Annotated in this window: 14 protein-coding genes; 9 read left to right on the top strand and 5 right to left on the bottom strand. The window is 62.4% G+C overall.

Annotated features, from left to right (window positions below; all coding sequences use genetic code 11):
• Positions 1-58 precede the first annotated feature (58 nt).
• From KIT02_RS05345 to rpsD, 4 genes are all read left to right on the top strand, one after another.
• A complete protein-coding gene (locus tag KIT02_RS05345) occupies positions 59-658 on the top strand; it encodes a GNAT family protein (RefSeq protein ID WP_297583190.1) in 600 nt (199 codons plus the stop codon).
• Between the two features lie 125 nt (positions 659-783).
• Positions 784-1599, top strand: a complete 816-nt coding sequence (locus KIT02_RS05340; RefSeq protein ID WP_297583188.1) for an RNA methyltransferase — start codon at positions 784-786, stop codon at positions 1597-1599.
• Between the two features lie 62 nt (positions 1600-1661).
• On the top strand, positions 1662-2900 hold the full coding sequence (locus KIT02_RS05335; RefSeq protein WP_297583186.1) for an MFS transporter: 1239 nt from the start codon (positions 1662-1664) through the stop codon (positions 2898-2900).
• Positions 2901-3074: 174 nt separating this feature from the next.
• On the top strand, positions 3075-3692 hold the full coding sequence (rpsD, locus tag KIT02_RS05330; protein ID WP_297583183.1) for a 30S ribosomal protein S4: 618 nt from the start codon (positions 3075-3077) through the stop codon (positions 3690-3692).
• Positions 3693-3883: 191 nt separating this feature from the next.
• Here rpsD and KIT02_RS05325 read toward each other — a convergent pair whose 3' ends face one another.
• Positions 3884-5275 carry an SbmA/BacA-like family transporter gene (locus KIT02_RS05325; RefSeq protein ID WP_297583181.1) on the bottom strand — a complete coding sequence of 464 codons (1392 nt, stop codon included), beginning with the start codon at positions 5273-5275 and terminating at the stop codon, positions 3884-3886.
• A gap of 166 nt (positions 5276-5441) precedes the next feature.
• On the opposite strand from KIT02_RS05325, the gene ttcA reads away from it, so the two are divergent.
• Both ttcA and KIT02_RS05315 read left to right on the top strand, forming a co-directional pair.
• A complete protein-coding gene (gene ttcA, locus KIT02_RS05320; RefSeq protein ID WP_297583179.1) occupies positions 5442-6308 on the top strand; it encodes a tRNA 2-thiocytidine(32) synthetase TtcA in 867 nt (288 codons plus the stop codon).
• A 4-nt stretch (positions 6309-6312) separates the two neighbouring features.
• A complete protein-coding gene (locus KIT02_RS05315; protein WP_297583176.1) occupies positions 6313-7125 on the top strand; it encodes an inositol monophosphatase in 813 nt (270 codons plus the stop codon).
• An 87-nt stretch (positions 7126-7212) separates the two neighbouring features.
• Here the strand turns inward: KIT02_RS05315 and KIT02_RS05310 are convergent, their stop codons facing one another.
• On the bottom strand, positions 7213-8415 hold the full coding sequence (locus KIT02_RS05310) for an aminotransferase class V-fold PLP-dependent enzyme (RefSeq protein ID WP_297583174.1): 1203 nt from the start codon (positions 8413-8415) through the stop codon (positions 7213-7215).
• A gap of 114 nt (positions 8416-8529) precedes the next feature.
• Here KIT02_RS05310 and KIT02_RS05305 point away from each other — a divergent pair, with 114 nt between their 5' ends.
• From KIT02_RS05305 to KIT02_RS05295, 3 genes are read left to right on the top strand one after another with little or no spacing between them, the layout of a single operon-like run.
• On the top strand, positions 8530-8844 hold the full coding sequence (locus tag KIT02_RS05305) for a metalloregulator ArsR/SmtB family transcription factor (protein WP_297583171.1): 315 nt from the start codon (positions 8530-8532) through the stop codon (positions 8842-8844).
• Positions 8841-9149 (top strand): SRPBCC domain-containing protein, encoded by a 309-nt coding sequence (locus KIT02_RS05300; RefSeq protein ID WP_297583169.1) that lies wholly within the window; start codon positions 8841-8843, stop codon positions 9147-9149. Before KIT02_RS05305 ends, KIT02_RS05300 begins: the two co-directional genes overlap by 4 nt.
• 38 nt (positions 9150-9187) lie before the next feature.
• Positions 9188-9814: an ATP-dependent Clp protease proteolytic subunit gene (locus KIT02_RS05295; protein WP_297583167.1), complete on the top strand. Its 627-nt coding sequence runs from the start codon at positions 9188-9190 to the stop codon at positions 9812-9814.
• On the opposite strand, the gene KIT02_RS05290 is transcribed toward KIT02_RS05295, so the two are convergent.
• The 3 genes from KIT02_RS05290 to grxD form a co-directional block, all read right to left on the bottom strand.
• Complete coding sequence (locus KIT02_RS05290) at positions 9815-11065, bottom strand: multidrug effflux MFS transporter (protein ID WP_297583165.1); 1251 nt, start codon at positions 11063-11065, stop codon at positions 9815-9817.
• 106 nt (positions 11066-11171) lie between these two features.
• Positions 11172-12389: an MFS transporter gene (locus KIT02_RS05285; protein ID WP_297583163.1), complete on the bottom strand. Its 1218-nt coding sequence runs from the start codon at positions 12387-12389 to the stop codon at positions 11172-11174.
• A 173-nt stretch (positions 12390-12562) separates the two neighbouring features.
• Positions 12563-12898 carry a Grx4 family monothiol glutaredoxin gene (gene grxD / locus KIT02_RS05280; protein WP_297583160.1) on the bottom strand — a complete coding sequence of 112 codons (336 nt, stop codon included), beginning with the start codon at positions 12896-12898 and terminating at the stop codon, positions 12563-12565.
• Positions 12899-12931: the final 33 nt, after the last annotated feature.

Below are 12931 nucleotides of genomic sequence, written 5' to 3'. Positions count from 1 at the left end.
TTCCTGCTCCACGTTCAGCTTGGGAGGGCTGGATGAGATCTGCGAAGGGAAACGGATCATGTCGTCGCTACGCGTGCCAATCGAAACCGACCATCTCATCCTCAGGCCGTTCGAGCGTGCCGATTGTGACGCGGTGACCCGATACCATACGCTGCCCTCGGTTCAGCGTTACGTCGAGCGCCCGACCCGCTATGCCGAAGACGTGGCGGCCGTGGTCGGGACCATGCGGCGGCAGACCGAATTGCATCGGCCCGGTGACACGCTCTCGCTTGCCATGATCCAGAAGGGCGACCGCGCGCTGGTTGGGCAGGTTTGCCTCAAATGGTCCGATGCCACGGCGGGGCAGGGCGAGGTACGGTTTGCCATTCACCCCACCCATAGCGGCAAGGGCTATCTCACCGAGGCGCTGACGGCCATGTTTGACATTGCCTTCAACCACTTCCGCGTCCACCGGCTGTTCGTCCGCTGCGACGGCCGCAGCCATCACTCGATCAAGCTGATGCGCAAGTTGGGAATGCGGCTTGAGGCGCACTATCGCGAGCACGCCCTGTTTCAGGGCGAGTGGGATGAAGAGCTGCATTTTGCCATGCTGGACCGCGAATGGCGCTATGATGCCAAAGTCGTCGACATGCCGGTACGCGAGCGCGTCGTCGCCTGATCCTGTGTCCATCGCCATGCGCGAGGGCCTTTCGCTCGCCGGGCCAGCCATGTAAGAGGCCTGTTTGTGCGGGGCGGAACCTGGTTCACCTCAGACCTCGCGGCAGACGGGACGAGGCAGGGACAATGGCGGGAACGGACAGGTCGCAGGAAGCCAGCTTCAAGCCGGGGCCGGCGATCATTCTGGTCGAGCCGCAACTGGGCGAGAATATTGGCGCCGCCGCGCGGGCCATGGCCAATTTCGGGCTCTGGGACATGCGCCTGGTGCGCCCCCGCGACGGCTGGCCCAACGAAAAAGCCATTGCCTCGGCCTCAAAAGCCGATCACGTGCTCGACCGGGTCCGGGTCTTCGAGACACTCGAAGAGGCCATCAGCGACCTCAAACTCGTCTATGCGACCACGGCGCGCTCCCGCGACATGCAAAAGGAAGTCCTCGGGCCTGAACAGGCCGCAGCTAATATGGCGGCCTATATTGGTGGCGGGCAGGGCGTTGGGCTGCTGTTCGGGCGGGAGCGCTGGGGCCTGCTCAATGATGAAGTGGCCATGGCGGATGCCATCGTCACCCTGCCGGTCGAGCCGGCCTTCGCCTCGCTCAACATCGCCCAGGCCGTATTGCTCATGTCCTATGAATGGCGTCGCACCAGCGAAGCCGGGCGCGCCCTCCCATTTGCCGACGGGCTGGACGATGCGGCACCGCGCGAGCAACTGGTCGGGCTGTTCGAGCATCTCGAAGCGGTACTGGATCAGTCCGGCTTTTTCACGACGCCGGACAAGCGTCCGAGCATGGTCAACAACCTACGCACCGCCCTGACCCGCGGCCGTTTCACCGCCCAGGAAATCCGAACCCTGCGCGGGGTTATCTCCTCCATCGACCGGCGGCATGAGCGCCCGAATCCCAATCGGCAGAAGCCCATCAAGGGCCAGGGCAGCGCCGAGGACTAGGTGCTGGCCGGAGCGGCATTATCCTTTGACCATTCATCGCCGGAGTGCGATGAACGAGGACCATGAGCGCGCACACCCCGACCGACAAATCCAAGCTGGCCTTCACCTATAAAGGCTTCCGCTTCTTCTGGCTGACGACCCTATTGGTCAGCTTCGCGGTGCAGATCATGTCGGTGTCGATCGCCTGGCAGATCTATGACGTGACCGGCAATGCCTTCCTGCTCGGTCTCGTGGGTCTCTGCCTGTTCCTGCCGGCCCTGTTGCTGATTCTGGTCACTGGCCTCACCGCCGACCGCTTCAACCGGCGCGGTATCATGGCTATCTGCCTCACTGTCGAACTCGGCTGTGCCATTGGCTTCCTGACCCTGGTCAATGCCGAGGCCCACGAGGTCTGGCCGATTTTCGTGGTGCTGGTGGTCCTGGGCACGGCGCGGGCATTCTGGGGGCCGGCGGCGCAATCGCTGGCGCCCAATCTCGTGCCGCCCGAGGCGCTCAGCAACGCCATTACCGTCAATGCCTCGGCCTGGCAGTTCGCCGCCATTACCGGCCCGGCGGCCGGAGGCCTGCTTTACGGCGTCGGCCCCAGCTTTGCCTTCGGCACTGGCGCCGCCCTGCTGCTCTGCGCCGTGGTCACCGTCCTGCTCATCCCGCGTCCGGCCCAGCGGTCGTCGCACCAGGCGACCAGTCTCGAGACCATGTTCGGCGGCTTTCGCTACATCTTTTCCAACAAGGTCGTGCTGGGTGCCATTTCGCTCGACATGTTCGCGGTGCTGATGGGCGGCGCGGTGGCACTGCTGCCGGTCTATACCAAGGACATTCTGCACGCCGGGCCCACCGAGCTTGGCCTGTTGCGTGCGGCGCCCGGCATCGGGGCCATTGCCATGGCGCTGTTCCTGACCCGCTTTCCAGTGCGCGACCATGCGGGCAAGATCCTGTTCCTGTTCGTCGGCCTCTTCGGCGCCTTCACGGTGATCTTCGGGCTGTCGACAACCGTCTGGATTTCGATCCCCGCGCTGGCCCTGGTCGGCGCCTCAGATATGGTCAGCGTCACCATTCGCGAGACCATCATGCAGCTCTGGACGCCCGAGGATGTGCGCGGCCGGGTCAATGCGGTCAACTCGGTTTTTATCGGCGCCTCCAACGAGCTGGGCGAGTTCCGCGCCGGTACGGTGGCGCATTTTATCGGGCCGGTGCCGGCCGTGGTGATCGGCGGGGTCGGCGCCATGGCGGTTGCCGTCATCTGGAGCCGCATCTTCCCGCAATTGCGCGAACAGCGGCATATCGACAAGCGCATGGCCTGAAAAAGCGCCGCCGCGCTTGACTTGCCGGCTCGCCCCCTCTAAGACGCGCCCACCTATTCCGGCCTTCGGGCCCATAGGCGCACCCGGGATTCTCTGTTGGGAGTCTGTCGGCCCCGATGCAAGTCGGGGCAGAGGAGGGCGCGATCCATTCAACTGTTATGAAAAGGATACGCGATGTCGAAGCGTCATTCCGTAAAGTACAAGATTGACCGTCGCCTTGGCGAAAACATCTGGGGCCGTCCCAAGTCCCCGCTGAACAACCGTGCCTATGGCCCCGGCCAGCATGGCCAGCGCCGCAAGGGCAAGCTCAGCGACTATGGTCTGCAGCTGCGCGCCAAGCAGAAGCTCAAGGGCTACTATGGCTCGATCACCGAGAAGGCCTTCCGCCGTCTCTATGACGAAGCTGCCCGCCGCAAGGGCGACACCGGTGAAAACCTGATCGGCCTGCTCGAAGGCCGTCTGGACGCGATCGTCTATCGCGCCAAGTTCGTCCCCACCGTCTTCGCTGCCCGTCAGTTCGTGTCCCACGGCCACGTGCTGGTGAACGGCAAGCGCGTCAATATCCCGTCCTACCAGGTCAAGCTGGGTGACAAGGTTGAAGTGCGCGAGCGCTCCAAGCAGCTCGCCATCGTGCTGGAAGCCAACCAGCTGGCCGAGCGTGATGTGCCCGACTATATCGAAGTCGACCACAACAAGCAGACCGCCACCTATACGCGCGTTCCGGCTCTGTCAGATGTGCCCTATCCGGTCCAGATGGAACCGAACCTGGTCGTCGAATTCTACTCGCGCTAATCGCGGGTTCGCTTCACCGAAATTGCAAAGGGCCGCTCCTCGGAGCGGCCCTTTTGTTTGAGGCGGCCAAATTTGCCGACCTGTTCGATGCTGCCCTCGGACTTGATCCGAGGGCCTTTGGCGGCAAACCCCGCTAGCCTGAATCCAACACGTTGGAGCGATCGGCCGGGATTTTCCCCCGGCCGTGCATGTCATCCAGCGGCGGCGGCGTCGCTGACACTTTCCTTGATCGGCTCCTGATCGTGCGGAATGTGGCTTTCGAAAGTCCGCAGACGCATGATCACCGACTGAAGCTCGACGATCACCGTCCAGGCCCGCGCGAAGAACTGGAACGAGCCGAAAACCTGGCCGAACGCGATCTGGATTTGCTGGTACAGACCCATGGTCAGGGTGCCGGCCAGGATCGACGGGGCCATGACCAGAAGGGGCACATAGCCCACCATGTTGGTGTAGCCGTACCGCGCGAGGTTGAAGTAGGTGTAGTGGAAATAGAGGCGGAAATAGTTCCGCTGCACCCCGGCGAACAATTCGCGGATGGTTGGCGGATCGGCGCGGTCAGCGTGATCTTCGCCAAACACCAGTTCCTTACGATAGGCGGCTTCAACCTTTTGATTGGCAAAGTTGAGGCCGGGCAGTTTGATGCCCACCACGGCGAGCAGGGCCGTACCCGCCGCCGCGCCCACCAGCGCCACCCAGACCAGCCCGCCCGGCGTTGCACCGAAAATGGGCAGTTCGCTGATATTGGACGACAGGTTCCAGAGTAGAGGCAGGAACACCACAAGGGTGATGAGTGAATCGAAAAAGGCCGTGCCCAGGTCTTCCATGATCTGGGCGAACCGCATCGTGTCCTCCTGAACACGCTGTGCCGCGCCTTCGGTGTGCCGGATCTGGGGCCAATAGGCCATGTAGTAGAAGTTCATCGCCTTGCGCCAGCGGAAGACGTAGTGCGAGGTGTAGAAGGCAAGACCCACCGAAACCAGAATGCTGGGAATGGTCACCAGCACGATGGTCCAGGTCAGGCCGTAGAGCTGATCAGGTGAAACTGACCCCGGCTGCGTCAACGCAAGCTGGATCGTGTTGAAGAACGATCCGGACCATTCGTTGACGAAAGCCGAGACCTGCACCTGAAAATAGATGATCAGCAGGATGACGGTGGAAGACACCACTGACCACCAATACCATTCATTCCGCTTGTAAAAGTACCAGAAGACGCAGAACAGCAGGGCAGTTATCAGCACATACTGATAGAGCCAGACCCGGTCGGCGGTCATGAAGTTCAGTTGCGATCCGGCCTCTGCCGCTGCCGTGGGGTTAGGGGCGGCTGGGGCTTCGCTGGCGGTGGTCGCCGGCGCGTTGGGGTCCGCCTGATCATCGCCGACCACCGGCTGGCCGGTGGATTGCTGAGCGTCGACCGCGACCTGATCCTCTACGGAGGCGGCGATGACCGGGTGGGTGAAGCGGTCGATGCTGATGACCGAGCGGATCGGCTCGCCCACGGCGAACCAGATCAGGACCGAGGCCAGCATCCAGACTGCGGCCGATAGGAAGAAGACTTTTGGAACGGGGAAGAATGAGCGGAACACCGGGAGACTCCAGGGTGTCGTGAAGATGTGTCATCTAACTGTGGCATTCGGCGCGAAACAAGGACGCAAAGTTAAGGTTTGGTAAGGTTGTGCACCCAAGCCCGTACTTTCATTGTCCGCCTGATGGCGCTATCAGCTACGCCGAACACAGAAAGCGAGTTTCGCCATGACTGCGGTGATGGAAGCCCCCGCCACGCCCGATGACGACGCCGAGACCGGTGCGCACCCGATTTTCGCCAATGCGCCGCGTTCGGTGGAGTTCAACAAACTGCGCAAGCGCCTGATCCGCAATACGCGCGAGGCGCTGGACAAGTTCGCCATGGTCCGGCCTGGGGAAAAGTGGCTGATCGCTCTTTCGGGTGGCAAGGATTCCTACGGCCTGCTGGCCCTTCTGCTCGATCTCAAGTGGCGCGGCCTGCTGCCGGTCGAACTGCTGGCCTGCAATCTCGATCAAGGACAGCCGAACTTTCCAAAGCACATCCTGCCGGAATTTCTCACGGGCCTCGGGCTCGATCACCGCATCGAATACCAGGACACCTATTCCATCGTCACCGACAAGCTGCCGGCCGGGGCGACCTATTGTTCGCTCTGTTCCCGGCTGCGCCGGGGCAATCTCTATCGCATCGCGCGCGAAGAGGGGTGCACCGCCCTCGTTCTCGGCCACCATCGCGACGACAGTCTCGAAACCTTCTTCATGAACCTGTTCCATGGCGGCAAACTGGCGGCCATGCCGCCGAAACTGGTCAATGACGAGGGTGATCTCGAGGTTCTCCGTCCGCTGATCTATTGCGCCGAGGAAGACCTGCAGCGCTTTTCCGACGCCATGGCCTTTCCCATCATTCCCTGCGATCTTTGCGGTTCGCAGGATGGGCTGCAGCGCAATGTCACCAAGGCCATGCTCTCGGACATGGAAAAGGCCATGCCCGGTCGCAAGGACGTCATGATCCGGGCGCTGGGCAATATCAATCCCAGTCATATGCTCGACCCGCGCCTCTTCCACTTTGCGGGTCTCACACTCAAGCCAAAGGAATAGACGCATGAACATCGATCGCCTGGCCGCCATTCTGAAACAGGCCGCCGAGCAGGAGATCATGCCGCGGTTCCGGCGACTCGACGATGGCGCCATCCGCACCAAGACCGGCGCCTTTGACCTCGTGACCGAGGCTGATGTCGGCGCCGAACGCGTCATCACCGCTGCCATCCTCGATCACGCGCCGCGCACCGTGGTGATCGGCGAGGAGGCCGTGTCGGCCAATCCCAAACTGCTCGAAACCAACTTCGAGGATCGAATCGTCATCTACGTCGATCCCGTTGATGGAACATCGAATTTTGCCGGCGGGCTGCCCCTGTTTGCAGTCATGGCCGCGGTCGTCCAGAACAATGAAGCCGTTGCCGGCGTCATCTACGATCCGCTCGGCGACGATTTTCTCATGGCCGAAAAGGGCTGCGGCACGTGGCAGGTTTTCCCGGACGGCCGGCGCAACCGCATGCACTTCGCCGATGCCGTCCCCCTGAGCGAAATGGGCGGCACCGCGTCCACCGCCTTTTTCCCGCTGGAGCAGCGTCGCGCCATCCTGGCCAATCTGGCCAAGGTCAAAATGACCGCCAACTACCGCTGTGCCGGGCATGAATACCGCTACGCCGCAGGTGGCAATGCCCATTTCCTGGCCTTTGCCAAGCTGATGCCCTGGGACCATGTCGCCGGCGCCCTGATGATGGCCGAGGCCGGGGCCCATGTCGCCAAGTTCGACGGCACGCCCTATCGTCCCTCGGATCTGGGCGGTGGCCTACTCGTTGCCTCCGACAGCGACAGCTGGCACACGCTCCGCCGCGAAGTCTTTACCGACTAAGCCCCAGCGACCGGGGTTCCAAACACCAGGTCATTCCCGCGAAAGTTGGAACCTCTGGTTGTGCCCGGTTTTCACCGATGCTGCCGGTTACTGCCGGCCGCCCAGCACGCGCGCCGCCGCTTCCAGTGCCCCACTGCCATGGGGAACGTCCAGGGCATTCAGCCCGGCTTCCATCGTGCCCAGAACGCCCATGACCATATGGGCGTTGACATGACCCATGTGGCCAATGCGCAGATAGTCGCCATAGGCGGGTTCATCGGGCGCGGCCATGCCGAGGCCGACGCCCAGCGTCACACCGGCCTCAGTCTCCAGCCAGCGCCGCAGGCGCAGGCCATTGCCATCCGCAATGCGGGCGGCGGTGACCGAATGGCCCCGCATGGCCGGGTCTGTCACGTTCAGCCCAATGCCGGTTCCGCCGGCGCCCCAGGCGTCGAACGCCGCCCAGATGGCGGCGGCGAGCACGCGGTGGCGGCGCCAGACCGCGTCCAGTCCTTCTTCCACCAGAACCAGGCGAAGGGCCTCGTGGAGCCCGTAGAGATGCTGCGTGGGTGGCGTTCCGCCAAAGAAGCGCCAGAACTCGGTTGCCGTCACCCGCGGTGCCGCGGCCCAGTAGGGTGTTGCCAGCCCTGCCTCTTGCGCGGCCGCCAGTGCCTTGTTCGAAAGCCAGAGCAGGGCCAGGCCCGGCGGCAGCATCAGCCCCTTCTGGCTGGCGCCGATCAGCAGGTCGATCCCCCAGTCGTCCATGCGCAATTCATCGCAGCCAAGCGAGGCGATGGCATCGACGGCCAGCAGGGCCGGGTGGTCCGCTGCATCGATCGCACGGCGGATGGCCTTGAGGTCGTTGCGCACGCTTGAGGCGGTGTCGACATGGGTGACCATCACATATTTGATGCTGCGGTCCGTGTCGGCCCGCAGGCGGTCTTCCAGCCGCGCCGGGTCGGCTGCACTGCGTCCGAAGTCCATGATCTCGATATCGACGCCCATCTGCGTGGCCGCCGCTGCCCAGCCGGTGCCGAACAGGCCGCTGGCGAGCACCAGAGCCTTGTCTCCGCGTGAGAACATGTTGGAGAGCGCCGCCTCCCAACCGCCATGGCCATTGGCGATGTAGATCGCGACATGGTGACGGGTGCCGGCGAGCTGTTTCAGTTGATCGAAGATTTCTCCGGTCATGCCGATGATGTCGCCCTCATAGATGTTGGGTGAGGCCCGGTGCATGGCGTTGAGGACGCTGTCGGGAATCACCGACGGGCCGGGAATGGCGAGATAGGTGCGGCCGGAAATGGAGGGCATGGAAGAATCCGATGGTCAGGTCGGACCAGCCTATCGTCGGCCCGCCGGACGGCAAGGACAATGATTGCATGATTGTATTGCATCGACTCATAAGTCTGTGCTTATGTGACTGGCATGAGCGAAACCGAATTGTTCAAAGTCCTGTCCGATCCGACGCGCCGCGCCATTCTGGAGCGCCTCTCCGGCGCCGAGTTGACCGCGACCGACTTGCGCCAGGGCTTTGCCATCACCCAACCCGCCATGAGCCAGCATCTGGCGGTGCTGCGCGGCGCCGGTCTCATCAGCGAGCGCCGCGAGGGGCGGTATGCGCACTACAGAATCGAGCCGGAAGGCTTCGCACCGCTGCATGACTGGCTGGCGCGCTATCGCGATTTCTGGCCCAGCCGGATCGACAATCTGAGGACGCTGCTCAAGGAGATGGATCAATGAGCGACGACACCAACCTGGTCTTCGAGACCGAGCTCGAGGCGTCACTGGAGAAGGTCTGGCGTGCCCTGTCCATTCCTGAATATCGCGATCGCTGGCTCGACAAGCCCGATAACGTTTTGGTCGAGGTGGTGGGGGCAAACGATAGCAATCTGCTAACATTACGCTGGCAAGAGCGAAACGAGGTTAGCTTCGTCACGATTGAATTGCAGCCGGGTGGTCAGGGCGGCACCTGGTTCCGCCTCACCCATGCGCCCCCGGCCGCAAACAGCAACCATGCGCCGTCAGCGCTGATGCTGGCCGCCTAAAACCTCAGCAAAAACATCGCAATAGCAGGAGTTCGCCTATGCGCGACATGATGAATCTCGTCCCGATGGTCATCGAGAATTCGAGCCGCGGCGAGCGTGCCTTCGATATCTTTTCCCGTCTCCTCAGGGAGCGGATCATTTTCGTCAATGGCCAGATCGAAGACGGCATGGCCAGCCTGATCGGTGCGCAACTGCTGTTTCTCGAAGCCGAAAATCCCAGCAAACCCATATACTTATATATCAACTCACCGGGCGGCGTGGTGACCTCGGCGCTGGCCATTTACGACACCATGCAGTTCATCCGTGCCCCGGTCGGCACCCTCTGCATGGGCATGGCAGCCTCGGCGGCGACCCTGCTGCTCGCGGCCGGCGCGCCGGGGATGCGGGCCAGCCTGCCCAACGTGTCCATCATGCTGCACCAGCCCTCGGGCGGGTATCAGGGGCAGGTGACGGATATCCTCATTCATGCCGAGGAAAGCTTGAGGCTCAAGCGGCGGACCAACGAAATCTATGCCCGGCACTGTGGTCGCACCTATGATGAAGTCGAAACGGCCCTCGAGCGGGATCGCTACATGGCGCCCGAAGACGCAAAGGCCTGGGGACTGGTGGACCACATCTATACCGACCGGTTCCAGCTTGAACTGCCGGGACCGGCGAATGCGTAACTAGTGGGCGGCGATATCCGGTTCGGTGGCGGCATATTGCTCGCCGACGCCGAACAAGCGTCCCTTTTCGGCGATCAGCAGGCAGACGAGCGAGAGGATACCCATCAGGAAATAGCCGGCCGCGGCGGGGATAGTGGTGCCATCGAACATCTGGCCGATATAGGACCCGATCACGACCCCTCCAACTGTCTGGATGAATCCGAAGACCGATGCCGCCGTGCCCGCCACGGCGCCAAGAGGCTCCATGGACAGCGAATTCATGTTGGAGGCCGACCAGCCGAACGAGAACATGATCACGCATAGCAGCGTGAAGAACAGCCAGAGCGGGAGGAAGCCGGAAAGCGCGAAGGCCAGCCAAATCCCGGAGAAAATGGTGAAGGCCAGCATGGCTCCGTGGGAGAGCCGGCGCATGCCGATGCGCCGCACCACGCGGGAATTGGTGAAGGACGAGACCGCCATCAGGCCCGCCATGGCGGCGAAAGCGATGGGGAAATAGACGCCCAGCCCATAGATGTCGACGTAGATCTGCTGGGAAGAACTGATGAAGCCGAACAAGGCGCCGAACAGGAACGTACCGGCCATGCCGTAGGAAATGGCCACGCGATTGGTGAAGACCAGGCGGAATCCCTGCGTGATGCCGGACAGGCTCAGCGGGCGGCGGCGATCCAGGGGCAGCGTTTCGGGCAGGCGGAAATAGGTCCAGAGCCAGAAGGCGAGAGCAAGCGCGCCCATGAACAGGAAAATGGCCTGCCAGGGTCCGGTCAGCAGCAGCACCTGGCCAATACTGGGGGCCACCACCGGGATAGCCATGAACACCATGAAAACCAGCGACATCACCTCGGCCATGTCCCGGCCGGAATAGCGGTCGCGAATGACGGCGGTCGAAATCACGCGGACGCTGGCCGCGCCAAGACCCTGAATGAAGCGGAGGGCGAGCAGCATGGCAAAGCTCGGCGCAAAGGCCGCAACAATGGCCGCGACCACATAGATGCCCATGCCAACGAGCAGAGGCGCGCGCCGTCCAAACCGGTCGGTGAGCGGGCCGAAGGCAAGCTGCGCGGCGCCCATGCCGAACATGTAAGCCGAGATGACGAATTGACGTTCGTTCTCGTTGCTGACGTTCAGGGCCTCGCCCATATAGGGCAGAGCAGGGAGCATGACGTCGATTGCCAGGGCATTGAGCGCCATCAGCGCGGCCATGAGGGCAATGAATTCAGGGCGCGAGAGAACCCGCGTAAAGTGGTCTGACATAGTTGAAACTCTTGAGCGCCGAGGGAGGCCGGCCGGAAGTATGGCCGGACCATGGACCTCATGGTCACATTTGGCAACCCTTCAATCGGCAAAAGCCGATGGAAGGTCAGGCGGCGCGCAGTGAGAAGTTGGAATCGGTGCGCTCGTTGATCGGAATATGGATCGCGGCCGATCCAAGACCCAGCAGGATTCCCAGGTACCAGACAAGGTCATAGGCCCCCGTGGTGTCGTACACGTAGCCGCCCAGCCACACGCCGACGAAAGAGCCAATCTGGTGGCTGAGGAAGGCGATGCCGTAGAGCATGCCCATATAGCGCGGACCGAAGAACAGGCTGACCAACCCGGCGGTCAGGGGCACGGTCGAGAGCCAGAGCAAGCCCATGGCCGCTGCAAAGGCGTAGGCCGTGACCTCGCTGACCGGCAGGAGCAGGAAGGCGCCAATGGCAAGTGCCCGCAGGAAGTAAATGACGGCCAGCAGCATCTGCTTGGGCAGGCGGCTGCCCAGCCATCCGGACAACAGCGATCCGGCGATGTTGAACAGTCCGATCACGGCAATGGTCCATGAGCCGACTTCCGGCGAAAGGCCGCATTGAACGAGATAGGCCGGCATATGCACATTGATGAAAGCCAGATGGAAGCCGCAGACGAAGAACCCGATGACGAGCAGGCGGTAGGAACCATAGCCCCAGGCGCGGGACAGGGCCTGCATGAAGGGTAGATCGGCCTCGCCGGGCACCGATTCCGCCCGGCCGCGCAGCGCGGCCGACAGGGGAATGATCAGCAGCAACAGCATGGCGATCCAGACAAGAGCCATCTGCCAACCGAATGCAGTGATGAATCCCTGGCCAAGGGGCGCGAAAATGAACTGCCCGGCCGAGGAAGCGGCAGTGGCGATGCCAAATACGAAACTGCGCTTCTCTGCCGGAACGACGCGGCCGAAGGCGGCCATGACCACGCCGAAGGAGGCAATCGCGATGCCGACCCCGGTGACGATACCCGAGGTCAGGGTCATGGTCAGCGTGTCGGGAGAAAAGGCCATCCCGAGGACGCCAGCAGCGTAAACGAGGCCGCCAACGGCGAGCACACGCCCGGTCCCGTAGCGGTCGGCAAAGCCTCCCGCGAAGGGCTGAGCTATACCCCAGACGAGGTTCTGCACGGCCATGGCCATGCCCCACTGCTCGCGCGTCAGGCCAAGGTCCTCGGTCACGGGAAGGGTGAACAGGCCGAACGAACCGCGGGTCCCGAAGCCGATCGCCGCGATAATACAACCGGCAATGATAACGAGCGGCAGGGGGACGGCAGGGCGGGCGGCGGTCGTGGTCATGGAGCGGTCCTCTCGGAGTCCGCACAACCTACGCTCCGCCTGACATCACGCAAAGCGATATTACCTTATGGGCATGATCATTTTCAGTGATATGCAATCTGCGCGCGCAGGCAGAAAACGCAAAAGGCCCAACCGGTTAGGGCAGGGCCTTTTCAGACTGAGTCAGAATTGAATCAGGCGCTTTGCTTCACGGCAATGCCCGCCTGCTGCATATGCGTCTGCAACTCGCCCGACTGGAACATTTCGCGCGTAATATCGGCGCCGCCGACAAATTCGCCCTTCACGTAGAGCTGGGGAATGGTCGGCCAGTTGGTATAGGCCTTGATGCCATCGCGCAGTTCTTCGCTTTCCAGAACGTTCGCGCTGTCGAATTCGACGCCGAGATAGTTCAGGATCTGGACGACCTGACCGGAAAAACCGCATTGCGGAAAGTCCGGGGTGCCCTTCATGAACAGGAATACGTCGTTGTTCTTCACCTTGTCGTCGATAAAGGCGTTGATGTCGGTCATGGGAGGAGCCTTTCGAAAAGTCCGGGTTCAAGG

This window comes from Devosia sp. (assembly GCF_025809055.1).
Classification (GTDB): Bacteria; Pseudomonadota; Alphaproteobacteria; order Rhizobiales; family Devosiaceae; genus Devosia.
Note: the sequence above shows the minus strand (reverse complement) of the source record. Positions and strands in the feature narration are given on the sequence as shown.

Bases quoted from the DNA above. Each gene is read 5' to 3' on its own strand.
- KIT02_RS05345 (WP_297583190.1), top strand. From the start codon at position 59: ATGTCGTCGCTACGCGTGCCAATCGAAACCGACCATCTCATCCTCAGG.
- KIT02_RS05295 (WP_297583167.1), top strand. From the start codon at position 9,188: ATGCGCGACATGATGAATCTCGTCCCGATGGTCATCGAGAATTCGAGC.
- KIT02_RS05335 (WP_297583186.1), top strand. From the start codon at position 1,662: ATGAGCGCGCACACCCCGACCGACAAATCCAAGCTGGCCTTCACCTAT.
- KIT02_RS05310 (WP_297583174.1), bottom strand. From the start codon at position 8,415: ATGCCCTCCATTTCCGGCCGCACCTATCTCGCCATTCCCGGCCCGTCG.
- KIT02_RS05300 (WP_297583169.1), top strand. From the start codon at position 8,841: ATGAGCGACGACACCAACCTGGTCTTCGAGACCGAGCTCGAGGCGTCA.
- rpsD (WP_297583183.1), top strand. From the start codon at position 3,075: ATGTCGAAGCGTCATTCCGTAAAGTACAAGATTGACCGTCGCCTTGGC.
- KIT02_RS05315 (WP_297583176.1), top strand. From the start codon at position 6,313: ATGAACATCGATCGCCTGGCCGCCATTCTGAAACAGGCCGCCGAGCAG.
- ttcA (WP_297583179.1), top strand. From the start codon at position 5,442: ATGACTGCGGTGATGGAAGCCCCCGCCACGCCCGATGACGACGCCGAG.
- KIT02_RS05340 (WP_297583188.1), top strand. From the start codon at position 784: ATGGCGGGAACGGACAGGTCGCAGGAAGCCAGCTTCAAGCCGGGGCCG.
- KIT02_RS05285 (WP_297583163.1), bottom strand. From the start codon at position 12,389: ATGACCACGACCGCCGCCCGCCCTGCCGTCCCCCTGCCGCTCGTTATC.
- KIT02_RS05305 (WP_297583171.1), top strand. From the start codon at position 8,530: ATGAGCGAAACCGAATTGTTCAAAGTCCTGTCCGATCCGACGCGCCGC.
- KIT02_RS05290 (WP_297583165.1), bottom strand. From the start codon at position 11,065: ATGTCAGACCACTTTACGCGGGTTCTCTCGCGCCCTGAATTCATTGCC.
- grxD (WP_297583160.1), bottom strand. From the start codon at position 12,898: ATGACCGACATCAACGCCTTTATCGACGACAAGGTGAAGAACAACGAC.